Below are 18,230 nucleotides of genomic sequence, written 5' to 3'. Positions count from 1 at the left end.
TTGAGATCGAAAACAGGGAGCCGGACATGCGGATAGGGATTTTCGCGGTAGGCAAATTGAAGGCCGGGCCGGAAAAGGAACTTGCTGCGCGCTATCTTGACCGGTTTGCCAAGGCTGGACCGGCCATAGGCCTCGAGTTCCTCAAGGTCGCCGAGCTTTCGGAAAGCCGTGCATCAAACACAGCGACGCGTAAGTCCGAAGAAGCAGCCATGCTGGAAAAAGCCCTTCCGGACGGCGCGTTTTATATCGCGCTCGACGAACGCGGCAAAGCGCTCGATAGCCAGGTCTTTGCCGAGACACTCGGCAACTGGCGCGATCAGGGCCAGCGCGATCTTGCGTTCGTAATCGGCGGCGCCGATGGTCTGGATCCGGCGTTCCGGGATCGCGCCGCCCTGGTTCTCAATCTTGGAAAGCTGACCTGGCCGCATCAACTGGTCCGCATTATGCTTGCGGAACAGCTTTACCGCGCTGTGACCATTTTATCCGGTCACCCCTACCATCGGGTTTGAACACGTCGCCGACATCGTCGATCGATTCGGATGAGATGTTACTTTGATCGAGAACCAAATCAGCTTAGGTTCACTGACCAAGACTGTGGTGATACGGCGACGCATGACACCTGAATTGAAACTTGGACAGGCAAGACGGGCACTCGCAAAGCGACTGCTCCTCGCACTCCTGTGCATGTCCATGTCTTTTTCAGTATCGACTGCGCAGGAGAACGCCACACCATCAGAGGAAGCCTCCTCAACAGACATAAGCGCCACAGAACAGCAAGCTGACAGTTCTGCGGAGACCACAGAGGTCGAAGATCCCGTCCAGGAACTGCAACGCAAGCGGGATGAGGTCGCACGCCAGCTCCAGGATGTTTCGCACACAATCAAGCTTTCCGAGGAACGGAAAGCCGAGTTGCAGCAGACCGTCGCAAAACTGCAGAAAACGGAAGTCGATCTGAGAGAGGCGCTGATAGAATCCAGTGCCCGGCGCAAGGAACTCGAGCAACAGATCAACGACAGCGAAGGCAAGCTCGCCAGATTCGGCGTTCGGGAAGATCAGATACGTGCGTCCTTTCACAAGAGAAGGGCTATTCTGGCAGAAGTGCTGGCAGCGCTTCAACGAATGGGACGCAACCCACCCCCCGCACTGTTGGTCACCCCGGAAGACGCTCTGGCTTCGGTACGAACCGCAATCCTGCTTGGCGCTGTCGTGCCGGGCGTACGTAAGGAAACCGCGAAGCTGGCAGCTGATCTTCAGGAACTCGTAAAACTGCGGGCTGATACGCTCGCGGAAAAGGCGGGCCTTCTGACCGTCATGCGTGACCGCGAGGAAGAAGAGCGCCGCATGGAAATGCTGCTTGTCGAAAACGACAAGATCGCCCGCAAGAATGCGCTTGAACTGGAAGCCGAACAAAAGCGCTCCGATGAGCTGGCCTCCAACGCCACAAGCATGGAAAGTCTGATTGCGTCACTGGAAAGTGATATCGGTTCCGTCCGCGAAGCCATGGAGCGCGCGCGCGCCGAGGATGAGCGACAAAAACAGCTGACCGAGGATCAAAGGCGGAAGGCAATTGAGGCCGCCAAGAACGGCATGCCCGACAAAAACCGCATTGCGCCAGCATATCCGTTTTCGGAGTTGACCGGCAAACTCGAGCTTCCGGCAGCAGGACAAGTCATTCGCACATTTGGTGACCCTGACGGCACGGGACACACCATGAAAGGCTGGATGATTGCCTCTGCACCTGACGCCATTGTCACGGCTCCAGCGGACGGACTGGTGGTATTTGCAGGCGAATTCAGAAGTTATGGTCAGATGGTGATCCTGAACCCGGGCGATGGCTATCACATCGTCATGTCCGGCATGGACCATATAAATACCCGTCAGGGCAAGTTTGTGCTGTCCGGGGAGCCTCTCGGCACGATGGGTGCAAAAAGAGTGGCAAGTGCGGCAGCATTGGCGCTGGAAACGGATCGTCCAACGCTTTACATTGAATTTCGAAAAGACGGGTTGCCGGTTGATTCCGCAACTTGGTGGACAGCAAAAGATGCTGGAAGGGCAAAGAATGGTACGTAAGGTTTCCTTTATCCTCGTGGGCGCTCTGATGGGCGCTACCGCTATGAGCCTCGTTTATTCGGCCGGCATACCTGCGCAAGCCGCTGGCGGCTCAACCTATAAGGAACTGTCGATTTTCGGCGACGTGTTCGAGCGCGTTCGCGCGCAATACGTAACCCCGCCGGATGAAGACAAGCTGGTGGAAAGCGCCATCAACGGAATGTTGACTTCGCTTGACCCGCATTCAAGCTATCTCAACCCGGAAGCAGCCGCCGACATGCAGACCCAGACACGGGGCGAGTTCGGTGGCATCGGCATTGAAGTGACCATGGAGAATGAACTCGTAAAGGTCATTGCGCCCATCGATGATACGCCCGGCCAGCGTGCCGGCATTCTGGCCGGTGACTTTATTTCCGAAATCAATGGCGAAGCAGTTCGCGGTTTGAGCCTGGAAGATGCCGTCGACAAGATGCGCGGTGCCGTCAACACGCCGATCAAGCTCACGATCATTCGTGAGGGCGCAGACAAGCCGATCGAATTGACGGTTACCCGTGAGATCATTGCCATCCGGGCAGTGAAGTCGCGCGTCGAAGGCGATGTGGGCTACGTCCGAGTCATCTCCTTCACCGAGAAAACCTATGACGACCTCGAAAAGGCGATCACCAAGATCAAAGAAGAAGTACCTGAGGACAAGCTGAAGGGTTATGTTCTCGATCTGCGCCTCAATCCGGGCGGTCTTCTCGATCAGGCGATCTATGTGGCGGATGCCTTCCTCGAGCGTGGCGAAGTGGTGTCGACCCGTAGCCGCGATCCCGATGATACCCGCCGCTTCAACGCAACGCCTGGCGATCTGACGGATGGGAAACCGGTTATCGTGCTGGTGAATGGCGGCTCTGCTTCGGCCTCTGAAATCGTCGCCGGCGCCCTTCAGGATCTGCGCCGTGCCACAGTTCTCGGCACGCGCTCATTCGGCAAGGGCTCTGTTCAGACGATTATTCCGATGGGCAACCGCGGCTCGTTGCGCCTGACGACAGCGCTCTACTACACCCCGTCTGGACGATCCATTCAGGGAACGGGCATCACCCCGGACATCAAGGTGGAGCAGCCACTTCCGGAAGAGTTGAAGGGGAAAATGCGTTCTGAAGGCGAATCGTCTCTTCCCGGCCACATCAAGGGTAACGCTGAAACGGATGAAGGTTCGGGTTCTGTCGCCTATGTGCCGGAGAACAAGGATGACGACGTTCAGCTGAACTATGCACTGGACTTGTTGCGGGGCAAAAAGACCGATCCGTCTTTCCCGCCGAACACGGAAAAGCCAGTCGCAACCAAGTGATCGGGACTAGGGCGAGAACAGCAATCGGGACGGACGAAATTTGAGCCCTGACTTGCATACGCCTTTGGGTCAGACCCGGGGAAAATCCAAACGCCGGCCGCTTCGCGGTCGGCTTTTGCCGTTATTCGGCTACCTGACCGCAGTTGTGATTGTGGGCTTCTCAACGTATAGCGCAATCACACCACTTGCTCTGACAGGCAGCATTGACGGTGAAGAGAAGCCGCTTCTTCAGACTGATGCCGCATCAGGCTCCAGCATATTGACGCAAAAATCTCAGGCGTCCGGAAACCTTCAGTCCAACAGGCCGACATCGGGCGCAAACGTGGAGCGGCAGACCCTTCCCGACGGCAGCACTGTCACCAAGTTCAGCCCGCTTTCAAGGCCAACCGATGGACCCGTATTGATCGACACACCCCGGGTCGGTCAGGATCCGCGCATAGCGACGATGCCCAATGAAGACCTGTTGGAAGACAGCGTTTACGGTGGAATACCAACCGTTGGTGCCGATGGTACGCGCCCGGTTGATCAATATGCCCGACCATGGTCGGGCGCGCGCGGAGCTCGCATTGCCATTGTCATTGGCGGCATGGGACTGAGCCAGACCGGCAGTCAGAATGCAATCCGCGTGTTGCCGCCAGAGATCACACTGGCCTTCGCCTCGGCCGGAAACAGCCTTCAGCGCTGGATGCAGGCAGCCCGGCAAGGTGGACACGAAATACTTCTGCAAGTGCCCTTCGAACCCTTCGATTATCCGGCCAATGATCCAGGTCGTGGGACACTTTTGACGACAGCCTCTGCGAACGACAACCTCGACAATCTCCATCAGGCAATGGCGTCGATCACGAATTATACCGGCGTCATGAACTACATGGGCGGCAAGTTTCTGTCCGATGCGGATGCACTTGAACCCATCATGCGCGATATTGCCGGTCGAGGCCTGCTTTTCCTCGATGACGGTTCCTCGGCCAGTTCCCTCACCGGTGAATATGCCAAGGCACTGAACGAACCCCACGCCTTTGCCGACCTGCAGATCGACCAGCAACTCGACAGAACGGCGATTTTAAAGCGGCTGGATGAACTTGAAAACATAGCGCGACGCGAAGGCACAGCCATCGGGGTAGGCTCTGCCTTCGACGAAACTGTCGATGCAGTGCGCGAGTGGAGTGAGGAAGCAGAGCGACGCGGGATTGAAATTGTCGGGGTGTCGGCTGTGGCGACCGAAGGGCGGCCCTGATCAAGGAGACAACAATGAAGACTAAATTGCGCGCCGAAGATCTGCCCTACAGGCCCTGCGTGGGCATCATGGTGCTGAACAGACAAGGGCTTGTCTGGGCCGGACGGCGGATCCCCGAAGGCAACTCGGAATATGATGGCTCGCCAAAGCTTTGGCAGATGCCCCAGGGTGGCATCGACAAGGGCGAAGAGCCGCTGCCGGCAGCCTTGCGTGAGCTTTATGAAGAGACAGGCATGAAATCCGTCACACTGCTGGCTGAGGCAGATCGATGGATCAACTACGATCTTCCAAGCGACATGATCGGCATCGGCCTCAAGGGAAAATATCGCGGGCAAACCCAGCGCTGGTTTGCCTTTCGCTTTGAAGGTGACGACAGCGAGATCGCCATTAATCCGCCACCAGGCGGGCATGAAGCCGAATTCGACCTGTGGGAATGGAAGCCAATGCAGGAACTGCCGGACCTGATCGTTCCATTCAAACGTGCCGTCTATGATGAGGTCGTGTCTGAATTTGCCCACCTGTCCAGCATTGCTTAAGTCGATATTAATATTCACGAAATTCTGAACAGCGCATAAGGGACATGGATCAATCTGGCTGATAGAGACGCATGTTCTTTATCAAATGAAGGAATTGTCCATGTATTCTGCATCGGCCCTCAAGCCTTGGGCTCCCCGCGTTCTCAGCATCGTGCGTATCGTTGCCGGCCTCATTTTCCTGGCCCATGGTTCGGCCAAGCTCCTGGGCTTTCCCGCAAGCGACATGCATCCGCCAGCCATGTCCCTTCCATGGATTGCAGGTGTCATTGAGCTGATCGGCGGCGCACTGATTGCGCTTGGACTATTCACCCGCCCGGCGGCTTTCCTGGCCTCGGGTACCATGGCCTTCGCCTATTTCATGGCCCACGCACCGAGCAGCTTTTACCCGGTCTTGAATGGCGGCGATGCAGCCATCCTGTACTGCTTCTTTTTTCTCTATCTCGTCTTCGCAGGCCCCGGCCCCTGGAGCATCGACGCTGCTCGCGGCAAGTCCTGATCCATCGTTTCATAAATAGAAAGGCCACGCGCAGGATCCTGCGCGTGGCCTTTTTTTGAAATCACCGACGACGTTTATTCGACGAGGTCTGCAGAATCCGAGTTGAGCTGGCCATATGCGCCCTCGCCAAGCTTCTCCAGAAGTTCGAGTTGCGTTTCGAGGAAGTCGATATGGCCTTCCTCGTCGCCCAGCAGTTCTTCGAAAAGCTTCATGCTGATGTAATCGCCCTGCTCGGAACAGATTTCGCGGGATTTCTTGTAGGAAGTGCGGGCATCGTATTCCCCAGCCAGATCCGCCTCGAGCACTTCCTTGACGTTCTGTCCGATACGGAGCGGCGAGATCGTCTGCAGGTTTGGATGGCCTTCCAGGAAGATGATGCGCGCGACCAGCTTGTCGGCATGCTGCATTTCTTCGATGGATTCGGCCTTTTCCTTCTTTGCGAGCTTGGTATAGCCCCAGTCTTCCAGAAGACGGTAATGCAGCCAGTACTGGTTGACCGCACCAAGCTCTAGAAACAGTGCTTCGTTGAGCCGTTCAATAACTTTTTTATCGCCCTTCATCGGGGTATCCCTTCTCTCAAGTCTTTTGTCGCCGTCCTCACATTGAAGGACGAATTAGTATCGCCTAATGCAAATTAGGTCTCGTTGAATTTCTTGTATACTGGAATGCGTAAGGGGGGAATGCAATCACACATTATCCACCATTCGCTCACCCCATATGGAAAGCCGCAACGGTGGGCGATCTGCATCCCATTGCGCTAAACCATGGCTGAAATAATGATAAAATTTGGCGAATGACGCGCTGGCGTCAGGCCACCTGTGAGACCCGATTACGTCGCTCGGCAAGTTCCCGGTGCTGCTCTTCATGGAACCGGCGAAGCCGCTCGATAAAGTCGACCACCACATCGCCATCGGTCTCCCGCGCGTCATGATAGGCTTTTGTGGTGCTGATAATCAGATCGACCACATTGGGGAAGCAGCCGCAACAGCGCCCGCGCTTGCTCATGCGGTGATAAACCTTGGCAGGAACGATGAGCTGCCAACAGTCCTCATTCAGGAGGTCATTGATAACCTCCCGGATTTCATTTTCAGTGATGAAATTACAGCTGCATACGAGCATTGGTGTCACGCTTGCCAAATATGACTTTCAATGTCTCCTTTTTGCTAAAGAGGATGATTACTGTCAAGTAAAAATCCGCACAAGGCCACCCCGTTCAGGGCGATCACAGCGTTCAATGAAAATTGCGTCCCTTGGGGAGCGCACCGGACATATCCTGCAAAGCCTGGTTTCGCGCCGCCTTTTTCTCCCTTTGATCAACCGTTGGCCTCAACGCCTCATCAGCCCGAACATTCACGGCAAAGCGATTTTCCTCCCGTTTGAGCAGACCCAAAGCCGGTGTCATATCCTCGAAATGGGATGCCACCACATGGATGACGCCATCCTGATGCTGCAGTTTGCCATGAACCTTTACCAATCGGGCGCCCATCACAACGGAGCGATAGGCACCGAATACGTTTTGCCAAACGATGATATTGGAAACCCCGGTCTCATCCTCAAGCGTCATGAAGATGACCCCTTTGGCCGAGCCTGGCCTCTGGCGAACCAGCACCAGACCGGCCACTGTCACCTTTGCGCCATTGCGACGGGTCTCAAGATCCCGGTTCGGGGTGACCTTGAGACGCTGAAGCTCTTCCCGCAGGAAGGAAACCGGGTGCCCCTTGAGCGAAAGGGTAAGCGCCCTATAATCGTTGATCACCTGCTCGCTTGCCGGCATCTCCGGCAGCGACACCTTGGCCTCCTGCCCGATCTCCCCTTCCGGCGCCATTCGCTCGAACAGAGGCAAGGTTTGTGCAGCCCGCCCCACGTCAAGCGCCTTGACCTCCCAAAGTGCAGCACGGCGATCAAGACCCGCCGAACGGAAGGCATCGGCATCGGCAAGCTTTTCCATGGCAGAGCGATCCAGATCGGCCCGCCGCCATAGGTCGCGCACCGTTTGATAGTCCGTCTTTCTCGCACAAACGAGACGGTCGGCCTCCGTCTTCGACAATCCCTTGACCAGCGAAAGCCCGAGGCGCACCGCATAACGCGTTTTCATCACACCGATCATCTGCTTGTGTTTGGGCTCTATCCGATCAAGCCTGACACCATCGCCGGCACGAGGCCCAACCGGTTCCAGAACACTATCCCACTTGGAATGATTGACATCCACCGGCAACACCTCGACGCCATGTTCCCGGGCATCGCGCACCAACTGGCTTGGCGGATAGAAGCCCATGGGTTGAGAGTTCAGGATCGCGGCACAGAAGACGTCCGGATAAAGGGCCTTGAACCAGCAGGACACATAAACGAGCAGTGCGAAGGAGGCAGCATGGCTTTCGGGAAACCCGTATTCACCAAACCCCTCCACCTGACTGAAACACCGCTCGGCAAATTCGCGCTCATACCCCCGCGCCACCATGCCCTCGACCATGCGCTTCTGGAAATGACTGACCTGCCCGGTACGCCGGAAAGTCGCCATGGCTCTGCGTAACCGATCCGCTTCGGCGGGTGAAAATCCCGCAGCCGTAATGGCAATCTGCATTGCCTGTTCCTGAAACAGCGGAACACCGAGCGTCCGCTGTAGGACCGGGATGAGTTCATCCTTTGGATAAGTCGGCACCCGCCCGTGATCCCGCCATTCCTGACGGCGCTTCAGGTAAGGATGGACCATATTACCCTGGATCGGTCCTGGACGGACGATCGCAACCTCGATCACCAGATCGTAGAAGACGCGCGGTCGCAGCCGAGGCAGCATGCTCATTTGCGCCCGGCTTTCGATCTGAAATACCCCAACCGTATCGGCCCGGCAGATCATGTGGTAGACCTCATCCCGCTGATCTTCCATGATACCGGCGAGCGTGGTCTTCATGCCGTAATGCTGCTCAAGCAATGTGATTGCCCGCGCCAGACATGTCAGCATGCCCAGCGCCAGAATATCGATCTTCAGGATCTTGAGGGTATCCAGGTCGTCCTTGTCCCATTCGATCATATAGCGGCCATCCGCCGTATTCATGATCGGCACCACCTCGTCCAACCGGTCGCGGGTGATCACGAAGCCGCCGACATGCTGCGACAGATGCCGGGGAAAGCCCTGAAGCGTGCCGGCATATTTCATCACGCGTTGGGTGGTTGGATCGGTGGGCGCCAGCCCGGCAGCCTTGACCTGCTCCTCGCCATAGGTCTTCGTCCACCAGCCCCAGATCGTGCTCGACAGGGCGGACTGCACATCTTCGGAGAGACCGAAGGCCTTGGCCACCTCGCGACCGGCAGAACGCGCCCGGTAGCAGATGACCGCAGCGGTCAAGGCCGCATGTTCACGACCATAAGCCTCGTAGATGAACTGGATAACCTCCTGCCGCTTTTCATGCTCGAAATCGACATCGATATCCGGCGGCTCATCACGTTCCGTCGAAATGAAACGATCAAAGAGAAGCGTGGTCTTTTCCGGATTAACCTCGGTAATGCCGAGACAATAGCAAACGGCAGAATTGGCAGCAGACCCGCGCCCCTGACACAGGATCCTCTTGCTGCGCGCATAAGTAACGATCCGGTAGACCGTCAGGAAATAAGGCTCGTAACGCTTGGCCGAGATGAGTTCGAGTTCGTATTCGAGAAGCCCTGCAACCTTGTCCGGCAAACCGCTAGGAAACCGCCGCCGCACACCTTCGTCGACAAGCCGGCGCAATGCCTTGTAGGGCGTCTCACCATTCACGCTCTCGTCCGGATATTGATGACTGAGTTCGTCCAGCGAAAACGACAACCGCTTGAAGAAGGTCTTTGTCGCGGCAACGGCATCAGGGTAATTCCGCATGAGATGAGCCATATCCCGTGGCGACTTCAGATGGCGTTCGGCGTTGGCCGCCAGTCGAAACCCGGCCTCCGCAATCGGCACATGCTCGCGAATGGACGTCACCACATCGGCAAGAGGCTGCCGCTCAGGCTGATGATATACCGGTAGATTGGTGGCAATTAGCGGGATGCTCGTTCGCCGGCTAACCATCTCGGTCCATGCCAGTTTGGCACTATCAATCCCATCGAAGCACGACACCAGCGCAAGATGGAGTCGACCTTTGAAGGAAATAGCCAGATCTTTGAGACGGGCAGTGAAGTCATCCGCGGTTTCTGCGTCGATCGACACCGGAGGAAGAATGACCAGCAGAAGCTCATGCCCCCATTCAAGAAGATCGCCTTCCCGAAGGGTGCAAATCCCTTTTTCAGACCTCAGATTGCCGGCGCTCAAAAGACGGCAAAGGTTGCCCCAGCCGCGACGGTTCATGGGATAGGCGAGGATCTCCGGCGTCCCATCGGAAAAAACCAGCCTTGCACCCGGACAGAAAGGAAAGTCTCTGGCCTTTGCCACGGCATGCATGCGCACCACCCCTGCCACGGTATTACGGTCCGCAAGACCAAGACCGGCGATACCTGCCTTCTGCGCAGCATTGATCATCTCTTCGGGATGCGAGGCGCCATGCAGGAAGGAAAAATTGCTCTGCGCACCGATCTCGTAGAATACCGGATCACTCATGCGAAGATCCCATGCATGAACCAGCCGGGATGTCCGCTCCCGCGCTCATAGAGCCCCTGCCGAAAAAGCCAGAAGCGGCGTCCCTGGCTGTCTTCGACACGATAATAGTCGCGTGTTTGCGCCTCCTCCCCATCGATCCACCATTCCGGCGTCAGCCGTTCCGGTCCTTCAGCCCGGGCCACACGATGACCGAGCCTGCGCCATTGAAAGCTGAGTGGCGGCCCATGCGGCACTTCGGCTGTGACCTCGACGGGTTCCGGTCGGGTAAAAAGCCGCAATGGCCGCTCCCCTCTTGCCGGCGGGCACGCAGCGGCCAGATCAGATGGAATACCGTCTGAAAGCGGCGCCATCATCGCAGCCCGCTCAGGCCAGTGCCGGCCAATGGAAAGCGGCAGACGCAGGCAATCATTGCCCAGCCGCGCCGTGACGCGGTCGAGGAATTCCGGTAGCGGATCCGCCATATTGCCCTGATCCGCTGACAATTGCGCAGATACCTCCTGCCACGGTTCGCTGGCCATCAGGTTCAGGCGCACAAGCTCGAAACCGTAGCCGGCGTCGAGATCATCATTCAGCACATTGAGCCGTTCGGTATAAAGCGAGGCGATGCGCTTGGCATCGCGCATGGGCGCCGAAGTCCCGACTTCGATCCGGAAAACACGGCCATCGACACGAAAGAGCAAAAGCTCGAACAGTCGTGCGCCCTCACCCCGTTCCTCCAGCCTGCCTTTCACATTCATGGCCAACTGCGCCACGAGGTCGAGCACCATGTCCTGATCCCGGATCGGCTCGGACAGCTGCCGCTCGACCGACAACATGGCCAGAGGCCGACGCGGAGAAATCGGTTCATTGACGCGCCCGAGCGCCTGATCGAGCCGCAGCAGGACAAGAGCGCCGAAACGCCGGGCCAGCGGCGCCCTTGGCAAAGCCATGAGATCTCCGACCTGTTTCAGCCCAAGCCGAATGAGCAGAGCAACCGTCGACTCTTCGAGGCGCAAAGATGAAACCGGCAGCGGCGAAAGCACGGGCGCCGCTTCGCTCTCCCTTACGATCTGTCCGTCATCGAAGCGGGCCAAGGCCCAGGAAAGTCCCGGCGAGGACGAAATGGCGCCCCTGACGTCGAAGCCAAGCCGGTAAAGCCGATCCAGCACATCCCGAAGCATGGCGCTTTCCCCGCCGAAAAGATGCGCGCAACCGGTGATATCCAGAAAGAGCCCCTGCATGCCGTCCATCGCAACCAGCGGGGTATAACGGTCGCACCAGTCCGCCAAGGCCTCCAGCAAATTTTGGTCTTGAATGTGATCCTTCTCGATCACATCCAGTTCAGGACAAATGGCCCTCGCCTCGGCCAATCCCTGTCCGATCCGCAATCCCATGGCACGGCCCTCGTCATCGACGGAAGTCAGCTGCACCGTATTGCCGCTGCGATCGGCACAAACGATCGGCGGATGCTCAGGACGCCCGGTCGAACGCCAGGAGCGCCCCCATTTCTTGCGGGCGATCCTGTCCGTTGGAAGGCGCGGAAAACTGAGTGACAGGATACGGCGATCGTTGATCGGAAGGGCAAGCGAGGGTGAGAAGGCGACGGTCATGGCGGTTCCATTCCAGCAGAAAATCGGAAGATGTCGCGGTTCGGCTCTTTTCCACCGACACACGAAAAACGGGATTGCCGATGCTGTTGGCGGCGGGGATCGGCATGCCGGCGAAAATGCGCGCTGCAGAAGGTGCCGGTGCCACTTTCACCCGCGTCGCAGCACTGGAAGCCTCTTCTTCCCCGCCCTGCCGCAACAGGATGAGACAGCTGCCAAAATCCCGCGTCTTGAGGCTGAAGCGCCGGCTCTCGGTCAGGCCCAGCTTTTTGGGATTACCGTCGACTTCAAGAATGACGGCAGAAAAGGCCTTGCAGGAAAGCGCGGTATCCGCGAGCCAAAGCGCGTCCTCGATCCGCCGCGGCATGGCATGGACGACTTCGCCGAACCCAGCACCGAAATCGAAAAGCCCGGGCGCATAGGCCATACCAGCCTCTCGCACCACATAGGGACCGGCAATCATAAGAAGGCGACGCCTCGACTGCGCGTCATGACCATTGCGGCTGAGTGCCAGAGCAAGCGCAAACCCGCTTGCCGTACCCGCATCGGCCAGCCGGCCGCTTCGGACCTCCAGAAAGCTGGAGCCGGTCATTGTCATGTCGCCAACGAGATCAGAAAATTCCGCACCATTTTCATCAAGCCCGCCGACCTCGTCAGCACGGCTTGCATGTTCAGCGTTGAAGGCAGCTTCCCGGGCAGCATGAACCGACTTGCCCTCAATCCGGGCAATGGTTTCACGAAGCGTAAAAAGCCTTTCTCGCGGCATGGCATTGCCGGCCATGGCGATTACTCCTGTCCATATGTTCACTATATGTTCCTATGGATTCCAGAGCTCGCTAAAAGAGTCAACCAAGATTCTTGAGAAAATATTCCTCGCTCCGTTTCTCTCTCGAAAACCTGGGGTAAAATGCCTATATGGAGGACCCAAAGGAGATTTGATGGCCCGCATCGACCACACCGCAGATTGGCATGAACGTCATGCTCCCACGATCAGCATTTTTGAATCGCTGGCGCTGGAGGCCTATAGCCATCTGCCGGAAGAATTCCGTGCGCTAACCAAGGATCTGACCATCGAGATTGCGGATTTTCCAACCGACGACGTGTTCGAGGACATGGCGCTGGAAACGCCGTTTGATCTGCTCGGCCTTTTCGAAGGGCGCGGCGTGTCCGAGCGCTTCACCCTGGATACGGGTGATCTGCCAAATAAGATCTGGATCTATCGCCGTCCGATTCTCGATTACTGGGCGGAAAACGAGGAAACCTTAGGTGATATTATCACCCATGTGCTGATCCACGAGATCGGCCACCATTTCGGCCTCTCCGATGACGACATGGAGCGTATCGAAGAAAGTGCCGAGGAAGCCGCCACAGACAGCTGAGCGGCTTTTCGACCTGCTTTATGAGCAGCAGATATCAGCTTTAAAGCTGTGACAGGAGATGGTCTATGCCGGCTTGGGCGCATTCCATATCCTGCGCGGGTGTTCCAGAACTCAAGCCGATGCCTCCCACAACGTCACCGTCAACGACAACAGGCAAACCGCCGCCGACGACCATCAGCCGTCCGCCGATGGCCGAGTGAATTCCGAAGGTCGGATTGCCCGGTTGGCTTGCCGCGCCGTATTCGTGAGTGGCCTTCTTGGCAGCTGCAGCGGTGAAGGCCTTATCGATAGCAATCGTCGTGCTCGTCACCTTGCCGCCATCCATGCGCTCGAATGCAATCAACTGCCCGGCTTCGTCCGTCACGGCAATGCACATGGGCACGCCGATCTCCTTTGCCTTCTGCCGCGCACCGGCTATGAGCATCTGGGCTTCGGCCTGATCGAGCCGCTTGATTGTCAACATGGGAAATCTCCTGAATAACGCGCGGAAACGAAGCCTCCGGCGAGCAATCACTCGCCGGGACAACTTTTCTCAGTTCAAGCCTTGGCACAATGGACTTTTGTGGAACAACACCTGTGCCGCAAGCCGGTTCAGGTCTTATTGCTCGCCAAGCTTCATGCTTGGATCGTAGTCCTTGCCATCCACCGTCTTCGTCACAGCCTGACCGCAATAGAGCCGGTTCTCGGCTGCATTGAAGGTATGCTGCGGCGAACCATGCAGCTCCCAGCCCTTGTTCAAGGCGTCCGTCACCCGGTGGCAAAAGGATGCATCATCCGGACCAGTGAGAAATCGGTAAAGTTTCATGCCTGTTTCTTTCGTTGTTCGGCGAGTGCAGCTTTCGCCAGCAGTTTTTCAGCCTGCACCAGATGGAGCCGCTCCACCATGCGCCCGCCCATATTGATCACATTGAGCCCGTCGGCACCTTCCTCCTGAAAAGCAGAGACAATGGCTTTCGCCTCAGCCACTGCCTCGTCGGAAAAACCGAAATGCCGGTTGGCAGCGTCGATCTGCGCCGGATGGATCAGCATCTTTCCGTCAAACCCCATCGCCCTGCCTTGCGCACATTCTGCGCCAAAGCTGTCGAGATCGCGAAAATCATTGGAAACGCTGTCGATCACATCAATCCCGTAAGCACGGGCTGCCAAAACGACCTGCATCAGCCATGGCACAAGAAATATACGCCCAGGCTCCGGCAGAACGCCTGTATCCTTGCGCAAATCGTTGAGACCGACCACGAACGCTTCAAGCCTGCCACCGGACGAGCGGCCATATTTCGCAATCGCCGCCGCGTTCAAAATTCCGCGCGGCGTTTCCATCATCGCCCAGATCTTGCACCCCCCCGGCAAATCCGCATCCGAAAACACATCAGCCACCCGCTGCAGGTCTTCGGGCTCATCAACCTTTGGCAACAACACCGCATCTGGTCGACAGGCCACAACCACCGCCATGTCCTCGGCGAAAAAACCGCCATCATTGGAATTCACCCGAATGATGCATTCGCGTCCTTCCAGGCGACCTTGCGCGAAGAACTGCCGCAGATTGTCGCGTGCCTCAGCCTTCTTGTCATGAGCCACGGAATCTTCGAGGTCGAAAATGACCGAATCACAATCAAGCATACGGCTCTTTTCAAGCGCGCGAAGGTTGATGGCGGGGACACTCAGCACCGATCGGCGCAGTGTCACGGAAAATTGAGCTGCAGAACTGGTCATGATGAAGGTTCTGCCAAGCTTTAACCCGGCTTGCAAGGCAATGCGGCATTCAAGCCCCTTGCATTAAAGCAGGAGAAGGCCCACCTTGGACTGTGCAGAAAGGAATCCGAACATGCAAAGCCTTCGTTCCATCGCATTCGCTATCGGCGGCATCGCCATTCTCGCTGCAGCTGCAGTCTTCACGATGTCACTGACACTGCTTGTGGGCGCCGTCCTCACGGCATCTCTGATTGCCCGCATGGTTGCCACACGCGTCAAACCGGCACCTGTGCGTGTTCGAGCGAACAGACGCAATCAGGACAATATGCGTGTTTGGGATGACGGTCGCGGTAAGATCATCGACCTCTGAAATCCTCTCTGCTGAATATTCCGCATGTCGACGGCACGTTTCGAACTGCCGCCGTACCGTTGCGAGCAATAAAGACCTTCATTTCAGGGCAGTTTTGCTCTATTGGCTTTGCAAAAGCCTTGAAGCAAAAACCTTAGGCAGGGTCTGATGGAAAAGTTCACTAAGCTCAGCGGCGTTGCAGCTCCGCTCCCGGTCGTCAACGTCGACACCGACATGATCATCCCGAAAGATTATCTGAAGACGATCAAGCGCACTGGCCTTGGCACTGGCCTGTTTGCGGAAGCACGCTATCACGATGACGGCTCGTTGAATCCGGATTTCATTCTCAACAAGCCAGCTTACCAGAACGCAAAGATCATTGTCGCCGGAGATAATTTCGGCTGCGGTTCTTCGCGCGAGCATGCGCCCTGGGCGCTTCTTGATTTTGGTATCCGCTGTGTGATCTCCACGTCTTTTGCCGACATCTTCTACAATAACTGTTTCAAGAACGGCATTCTGCCGATCGTGGTCAGCCAGGATGAACTCGACAAGCTGATGGACGATGCAAGCCGCGGCTCCAACGCAGTTCTGACCATCGATCTCGAATCCCAGGAAATCACCGGACCGGATGGCGGCTCGATCAAATTCGAAATCGATGCCTTCAAGCGCCACTGCATGCTGAACGGCCTTGATGACATTGGCCTGACCCTGGAAAAATCGTCGAGCATCGCAACCTTCGAACAGAAGAATGCAAGCGCCCATCCCTGGGCCTGATGCAAGTTTGGCAGAAGTGTTCGAAATGGGCCGGCTCAGACCGGCCCATTTTTGTTTTCAAGCGGGGCAACCAGACGACTTCAATGCGTACCGTTCTGATTGCTCTCGCGCTTGAAATGCCCGGTTCGGCCCGATACAACGCGGCAACTTCTTGATTGTGAGGGATTTCTAAATGACAGTGCGCACGCTTTTCCTTCTGCCTGGCGACGGCATCGGCCAGGAAACCATGGCCGAGGTCCGCAAGTTCGTGACCTATATGAACGACAACATGTCTGCCGGTTTCAAGACCGATGAAGGTCTGGTTGGCGGATCCGCCTATGACGCCCATGGTGCAGCGATCTCGGACGCGGACATGGAAAAGGCACTGGCGGCCGATGCCGTTCTGTTTGGTGCTGTCGGCGGCCCCAAATGGGATAGCGTTCCCTACGACGTTCGCCCCGAAGCCGGCCTGCTGCGCCTGCGCAAGGACCTGGAACTGTTTGCCAATTTGCGCCCGGCCATCTGCTACCCGGCACTGGCGGCAGCCTCGTCACTGAAGCCGGAACTCGTCGAAGGCCTGGACATCCTGATTGTCCGTGAATTGACGGGCGGCGTCTACTTCGGCGAACCGAAGACAATTACCGATCTCGGCAACGGCCAGAAGCGCGCCATCGACACCCAGGTTTACGACACCTACGAAATCGAGCGCATCTCCGCCGTTGCGTTCGAACTGGCCCGCACGCGCAAAAACACTGTCTGCTCGATGGAAAAACGCAATGTCATGAAATCCGGCGTTCTGTGGAACCAGGTCGTGACGGAAACCCACAAGGCCCGCTTTGCCGACGTCAAGCTTGAGCACATGCTGGCAGACGCCGGTGGCATGCAGCTTGTGCGCGCTCCCAAGCAATTTGACGTGATCGTGACCGACAACCTGTTCGGTGACATGCTGTCCGACGTTGCCGCCATGCTTACCGGTTCGCTTGGCATGCTGCCCTCGGCATCGCTCGGCGCACCGGATGGCAAGACTGGCCAGCGCAAGGCCATGTATGAGCCCGTCCATGGCTCGGCACCGGACATTGCCGGCCAGGGCATTGCCAACCCGATCGCAATGATCGCGTCCTTTGCCATGTGCCTGCGCTATTCTTTCAACATGATCGACGAGGCCAACAACCTCGAAAAGGCCATCGCCAATGTCCTTGAAAAGGGCATCCGCACCGGCGACATCATGGCAGAAGGCTGCAAGCAGGTCGGCACACAAGAGATGGGCGATGCGATCCTTGAGGAATTCAAGGCGCTGTCTGCCTGATACCACTCGCCGTTACGGTCCGCGTTGAAAGAGACGCGGACCGAAGCATCACAAAGAGAGAGATGATGAAACATCTGAAGACATGGCTTGAACGACGCAGGGACCGCAACAGCGAGCCTTTTCCGTCGCTTTACTGGAAGCAATGTCTCTTCATCATCGTCAACCTCGTTCTCATCGCCAATCTGGTTTTCGATGGCGCAGCAGTCGCTGGTTCCGGGCAGATTCTCGCCTTTGTAAACAGCATGGGTGGTTTTCTAACCGATTTTGGAAAATCTGGCTGGAGCCTCATCTCCTCCGCCATCCTGTTTGCCATTTTCATGCTGGCGGCCAAAAACAAGGCCAGCATCCACAAGCGCGTCCACTATCTGGCCTCCGCCCATCTGGCCGCGTTTGTATTCTTAAGCGTGGCACTTTCCGGTCTGTCCGCCAATATCCTCAAGCGCGCTATCGGCAGAGCCCGCCCCAAGAATTTCGATGATTGGGGCATTTACGGCTTTTCGCCGTTCCACGGCAGTAGCCGGTTTGAAAGCTTCCCTTCCGGGCATTCCACCACGGTCGGCGCTATTTTCATGATCCTTGCGCTCTGCGTGCCGCGATATCGCATTCTGTTCTTCGTGCTGGCCGTCTGGCTTGGCATGACAAGGGTGATCGTAGGCGCCCATTATCCAAGCGACGTCATTGCCGGTCTCGCATGGGGCGGGTGGTTCACATTTGCGACCGCAGTCATCTTTTCCCGTTATCAGCTTGCCTTCAGGCTGGACAAAAACGGCATACCGGTCATCCGTCGAGAACTCTTCCACAAACAATAAATTCCCGTCCCGGGAACAAAACAAACGCTTGAACAATTCGGTGATGGTGCGGCGGTTCAATCGTCATAGATTTCGTTGCGCACAATCGACCGCGTAGATTGGCGATACGATATTTTCTCGTGGGACTGATCCACACTCCTCGTTCCC

Annotated in this window: 19 protein-coding genes; 11 read left to right on the top strand and 8 right to left on the bottom strand. The window is 57.0% G+C overall.

From position 1 onward, the window contains the following. Window positions 1-26: 26 nt before the first annotated feature. From rlmH to ACQQ2Q_RS17820, 6 genes are all read left to right on the top strand, one after another. Complete coding sequence (gene rlmH, locus ACQQ2Q_RS17845) at window positions 27-509, top strand: 23S rRNA (pseudouridine(1915)-N(3))-methyltransferase RlmH (protein WP_428188475.1); 483 nt, start codon at window positions 27-29, stop codon at window positions 507-509. Window positions 510-612: 103 nt separating this feature from the next. Further along, a complete protein-coding gene (locus tag ACQQ2Q_RS17840) occupies window positions 613-2,070 on the top strand; it encodes a murein hydrolase activator EnvC family protein (RefSeq protein WP_428188474.1) in 1,458 nt (485 codons plus the stop codon). Next, on the top strand, window positions 2,060-3,382 hold the full coding sequence (locus ACQQ2Q_RS17835) for a S41 family peptidase (protein ID WP_428188473.1): 1,323 nt from the start codon (window positions 2,060-2,062) through the stop codon (window positions 3,380-3,382). The genes ACQQ2Q_RS17840 and ACQQ2Q_RS17835 overlap by 11 nt, the downstream gene beginning before the upstream one ends. Window positions 3,383-3,422: 40 nt before the next feature. Continuing rightward, a complete protein-coding gene (locus ACQQ2Q_RS17830; RefSeq protein ID WP_428188472.1) occupies window positions 3,423-4,616 on the top strand; it encodes a divergent polysaccharide deacetylase family protein in 1,194 nt (397 codons plus the stop codon). A 14-nt stretch (window positions 4,617-4,630) separates the two neighbouring features. Further along, window positions 4,631-5,152: an RNA pyrophosphohydrolase gene (locus ACQQ2Q_RS17825; RefSeq protein WP_428188471.1), complete on the top strand. Its 522-nt coding sequence runs from the start codon at window positions 4,631-4,633 to the stop codon at window positions 5,150-5,152. 100 nt (window positions 5,153-5,252) lie between these two features. Continuing rightward, the gene (locus tag ACQQ2Q_RS17820) at window positions 5,253-5,648 is read left to right on the top strand and encodes a DoxX family protein (RefSeq protein WP_428188470.1); all 396 of its coding nucleotides are present in this window, start codon (window positions 5,253-5,255) and stop codon (window positions 5,646-5,648) included. Window positions 5,649-5,722: 74 nt separating this feature from the next. Here ACQQ2Q_RS17820 and bfr read toward each other — a convergent pair whose 3' ends face one another. From bfr to ACQQ2Q_RS17795, 5 genes are all read right to left on the bottom strand, one after another. Then, window positions 5,723-6,208 (bottom strand): bacterioferritin, encoded by a 486-nt coding sequence (bfr, locus tag ACQQ2Q_RS17815; protein ID WP_428188469.1) that lies wholly within the window; start codon window positions 6,206-6,208, stop codon window positions 5,723-5,725. Between the two features lie 247 nt (window positions 6,209-6,455). Then, on the bottom strand, window positions 6,456-6,653 hold the full coding sequence (locus ACQQ2Q_RS17810) for a hypothetical protein (protein WP_428188468.1): 198 nt from the start codon (window positions 6,651-6,653) through the stop codon (window positions 6,456-6,458). 226 nt (window positions 6,654-6,879) lie between these two features. Next, the gene (locus ACQQ2Q_RS17805) at window positions 6,880-10,212 is read right to left on the bottom strand and encodes an error-prone DNA polymerase (RefSeq protein ID WP_428188467.1); all 3,333 of its coding nucleotides are present in this window, start codon (window positions 10,210-10,212) and stop codon (window positions 6,880-6,882) included. Continuing rightward, window positions 10,209-11,621: a Y-family DNA polymerase gene (locus ACQQ2Q_RS17800; protein WP_428188533.1), complete on the bottom strand. Its 1,413-nt coding sequence runs from the start codon at window positions 11,619-11,621 to the stop codon at window positions 10,209-10,211. Before ACQQ2Q_RS17800 ends, ACQQ2Q_RS17805 begins: the two co-directional genes overlap by 4 nt. Before the next feature lie 40 nt (window positions 11,622-11,661). Beyond that, window positions 11,662-12,606, bottom strand: coding sequence for an ImuA family protein (locus ACQQ2Q_RS17795; protein WP_428188466.1), 945 nt, complete (start codon window positions 12,604-12,606; stop codon window positions 11,662-11,664). A 130-nt stretch (window positions 12,607-12,736) separates the two neighbouring features. Here ACQQ2Q_RS17795 and ACQQ2Q_RS17790 point away from each other — a divergent pair, with 130 nt between their 5' ends. Next, window positions 12,737-13,177, top strand: a complete 441-nt coding sequence (locus tag ACQQ2Q_RS17790; protein WP_428188465.1) for a metallopeptidase family protein — start codon at window positions 12,737-12,739, stop codon at window positions 13,175-13,177. 40 nt (window positions 13,178-13,217) lie between these two features. Here the strand turns inward: ACQQ2Q_RS17790 and ACQQ2Q_RS17785 are convergent, their stop codons facing one another. The 3 genes from ACQQ2Q_RS17785 to ACQQ2Q_RS17775 all read right to left on the bottom strand — a co-directional run bounded on the left by ACQQ2Q_RS17785 (window position 13,218) and on the right by ACQQ2Q_RS17775 (window position 14,887). Continuing rightward, on the bottom strand, window positions 13,218-13,640 hold the full coding sequence (locus ACQQ2Q_RS17785; RefSeq protein ID WP_428188464.1) for a GlcG/HbpS family heme-binding protein: 423 nt from the start codon (window positions 13,638-13,640) through the stop codon (window positions 13,218-13,220). A gap of 135 nt (window positions 13,641-13,775) precedes the next feature. Further along, window positions 13,776-13,982, bottom strand: coding sequence for a DUF1737 domain-containing protein (locus ACQQ2Q_RS17780; RefSeq protein WP_428188463.1), 207 nt, complete (start codon window positions 13,980-13,982; stop codon window positions 13,776-13,778). Further along, window positions 13,979-14,887, bottom strand: a complete 909-nt coding sequence (locus ACQQ2Q_RS17775; RefSeq protein WP_428188462.1) for an HpcH/HpaI aldolase/citrate lyase family protein — start codon at window positions 14,885-14,887, stop codon at window positions 13,979-13,981. Before ACQQ2Q_RS17775 ends, ACQQ2Q_RS17780 begins: the two co-directional genes overlap by 4 nt. A 112-nt stretch (window positions 14,888-14,999) precedes the next feature. Here ACQQ2Q_RS17775 and ACQQ2Q_RS17770 point away from each other — a divergent pair, with 112 nt between their 5' ends. The 4 genes from ACQQ2Q_RS17770 to lpxE all read left to right on the top strand — a co-directional run bounded on the left by ACQQ2Q_RS17770 (window position 15,000) and on the right by lpxE (window position 18,083). Then, complete coding sequence (locus ACQQ2Q_RS17770) at window positions 15,000-15,236, top strand: hypothetical protein (protein WP_428188461.1); 237 nt, start codon at window positions 15,000-15,002, stop codon at window positions 15,234-15,236. Window positions 15,237-15,383: 147 nt separating this feature from the next. Further along, window positions 15,384-15,989 carry a 3-isopropylmalate dehydratase small subunit gene (gene leuD, locus ACQQ2Q_RS17765; protein WP_428188460.1) on the top strand — a complete coding sequence of 202 codons (606 nt, stop codon included), beginning with the start codon at window positions 15,384-15,386 and terminating at the stop codon, window positions 15,987-15,989. Window positions 15,990-16,161: 172 nt separating this feature from the next. Then, window positions 16,162-17,274, top strand: coding sequence for a 3-isopropylmalate dehydrogenase (gene leuB / locus ACQQ2Q_RS17760; protein WP_428188459.1), 1,113 nt, complete (start codon window positions 16,162-16,164; stop codon window positions 17,272-17,274). A 65-nt stretch (window positions 17,275-17,339) separates the two neighbouring features. After that, window positions 17,340-18,083 (top strand): lipid A 1-phosphatase LpxE, encoded by a 744-nt coding sequence (lpxE, locus tag ACQQ2Q_RS17755; protein WP_428188458.1) that lies wholly within the window; start codon window positions 17,340-17,342, stop codon window positions 18,081-18,083. Window positions 18,084-18,230: the final 147 nt, after the last annotated feature.

The sequence above is a fragment of the Agrobacterium sp. ES01 genome, from assembly GCF_050320885.1.
Taxonomy (GTDB): Bacteria; Pseudomonadota; Alphaproteobacteria; order Rhizobiales; family Rhizobiaceae; genus Allorhizobium.
The sequence above is the reverse complement of the archived record's forward strand: the minus strand, read 5'-3'. Positions and strand labels throughout refer to the sequence as shown.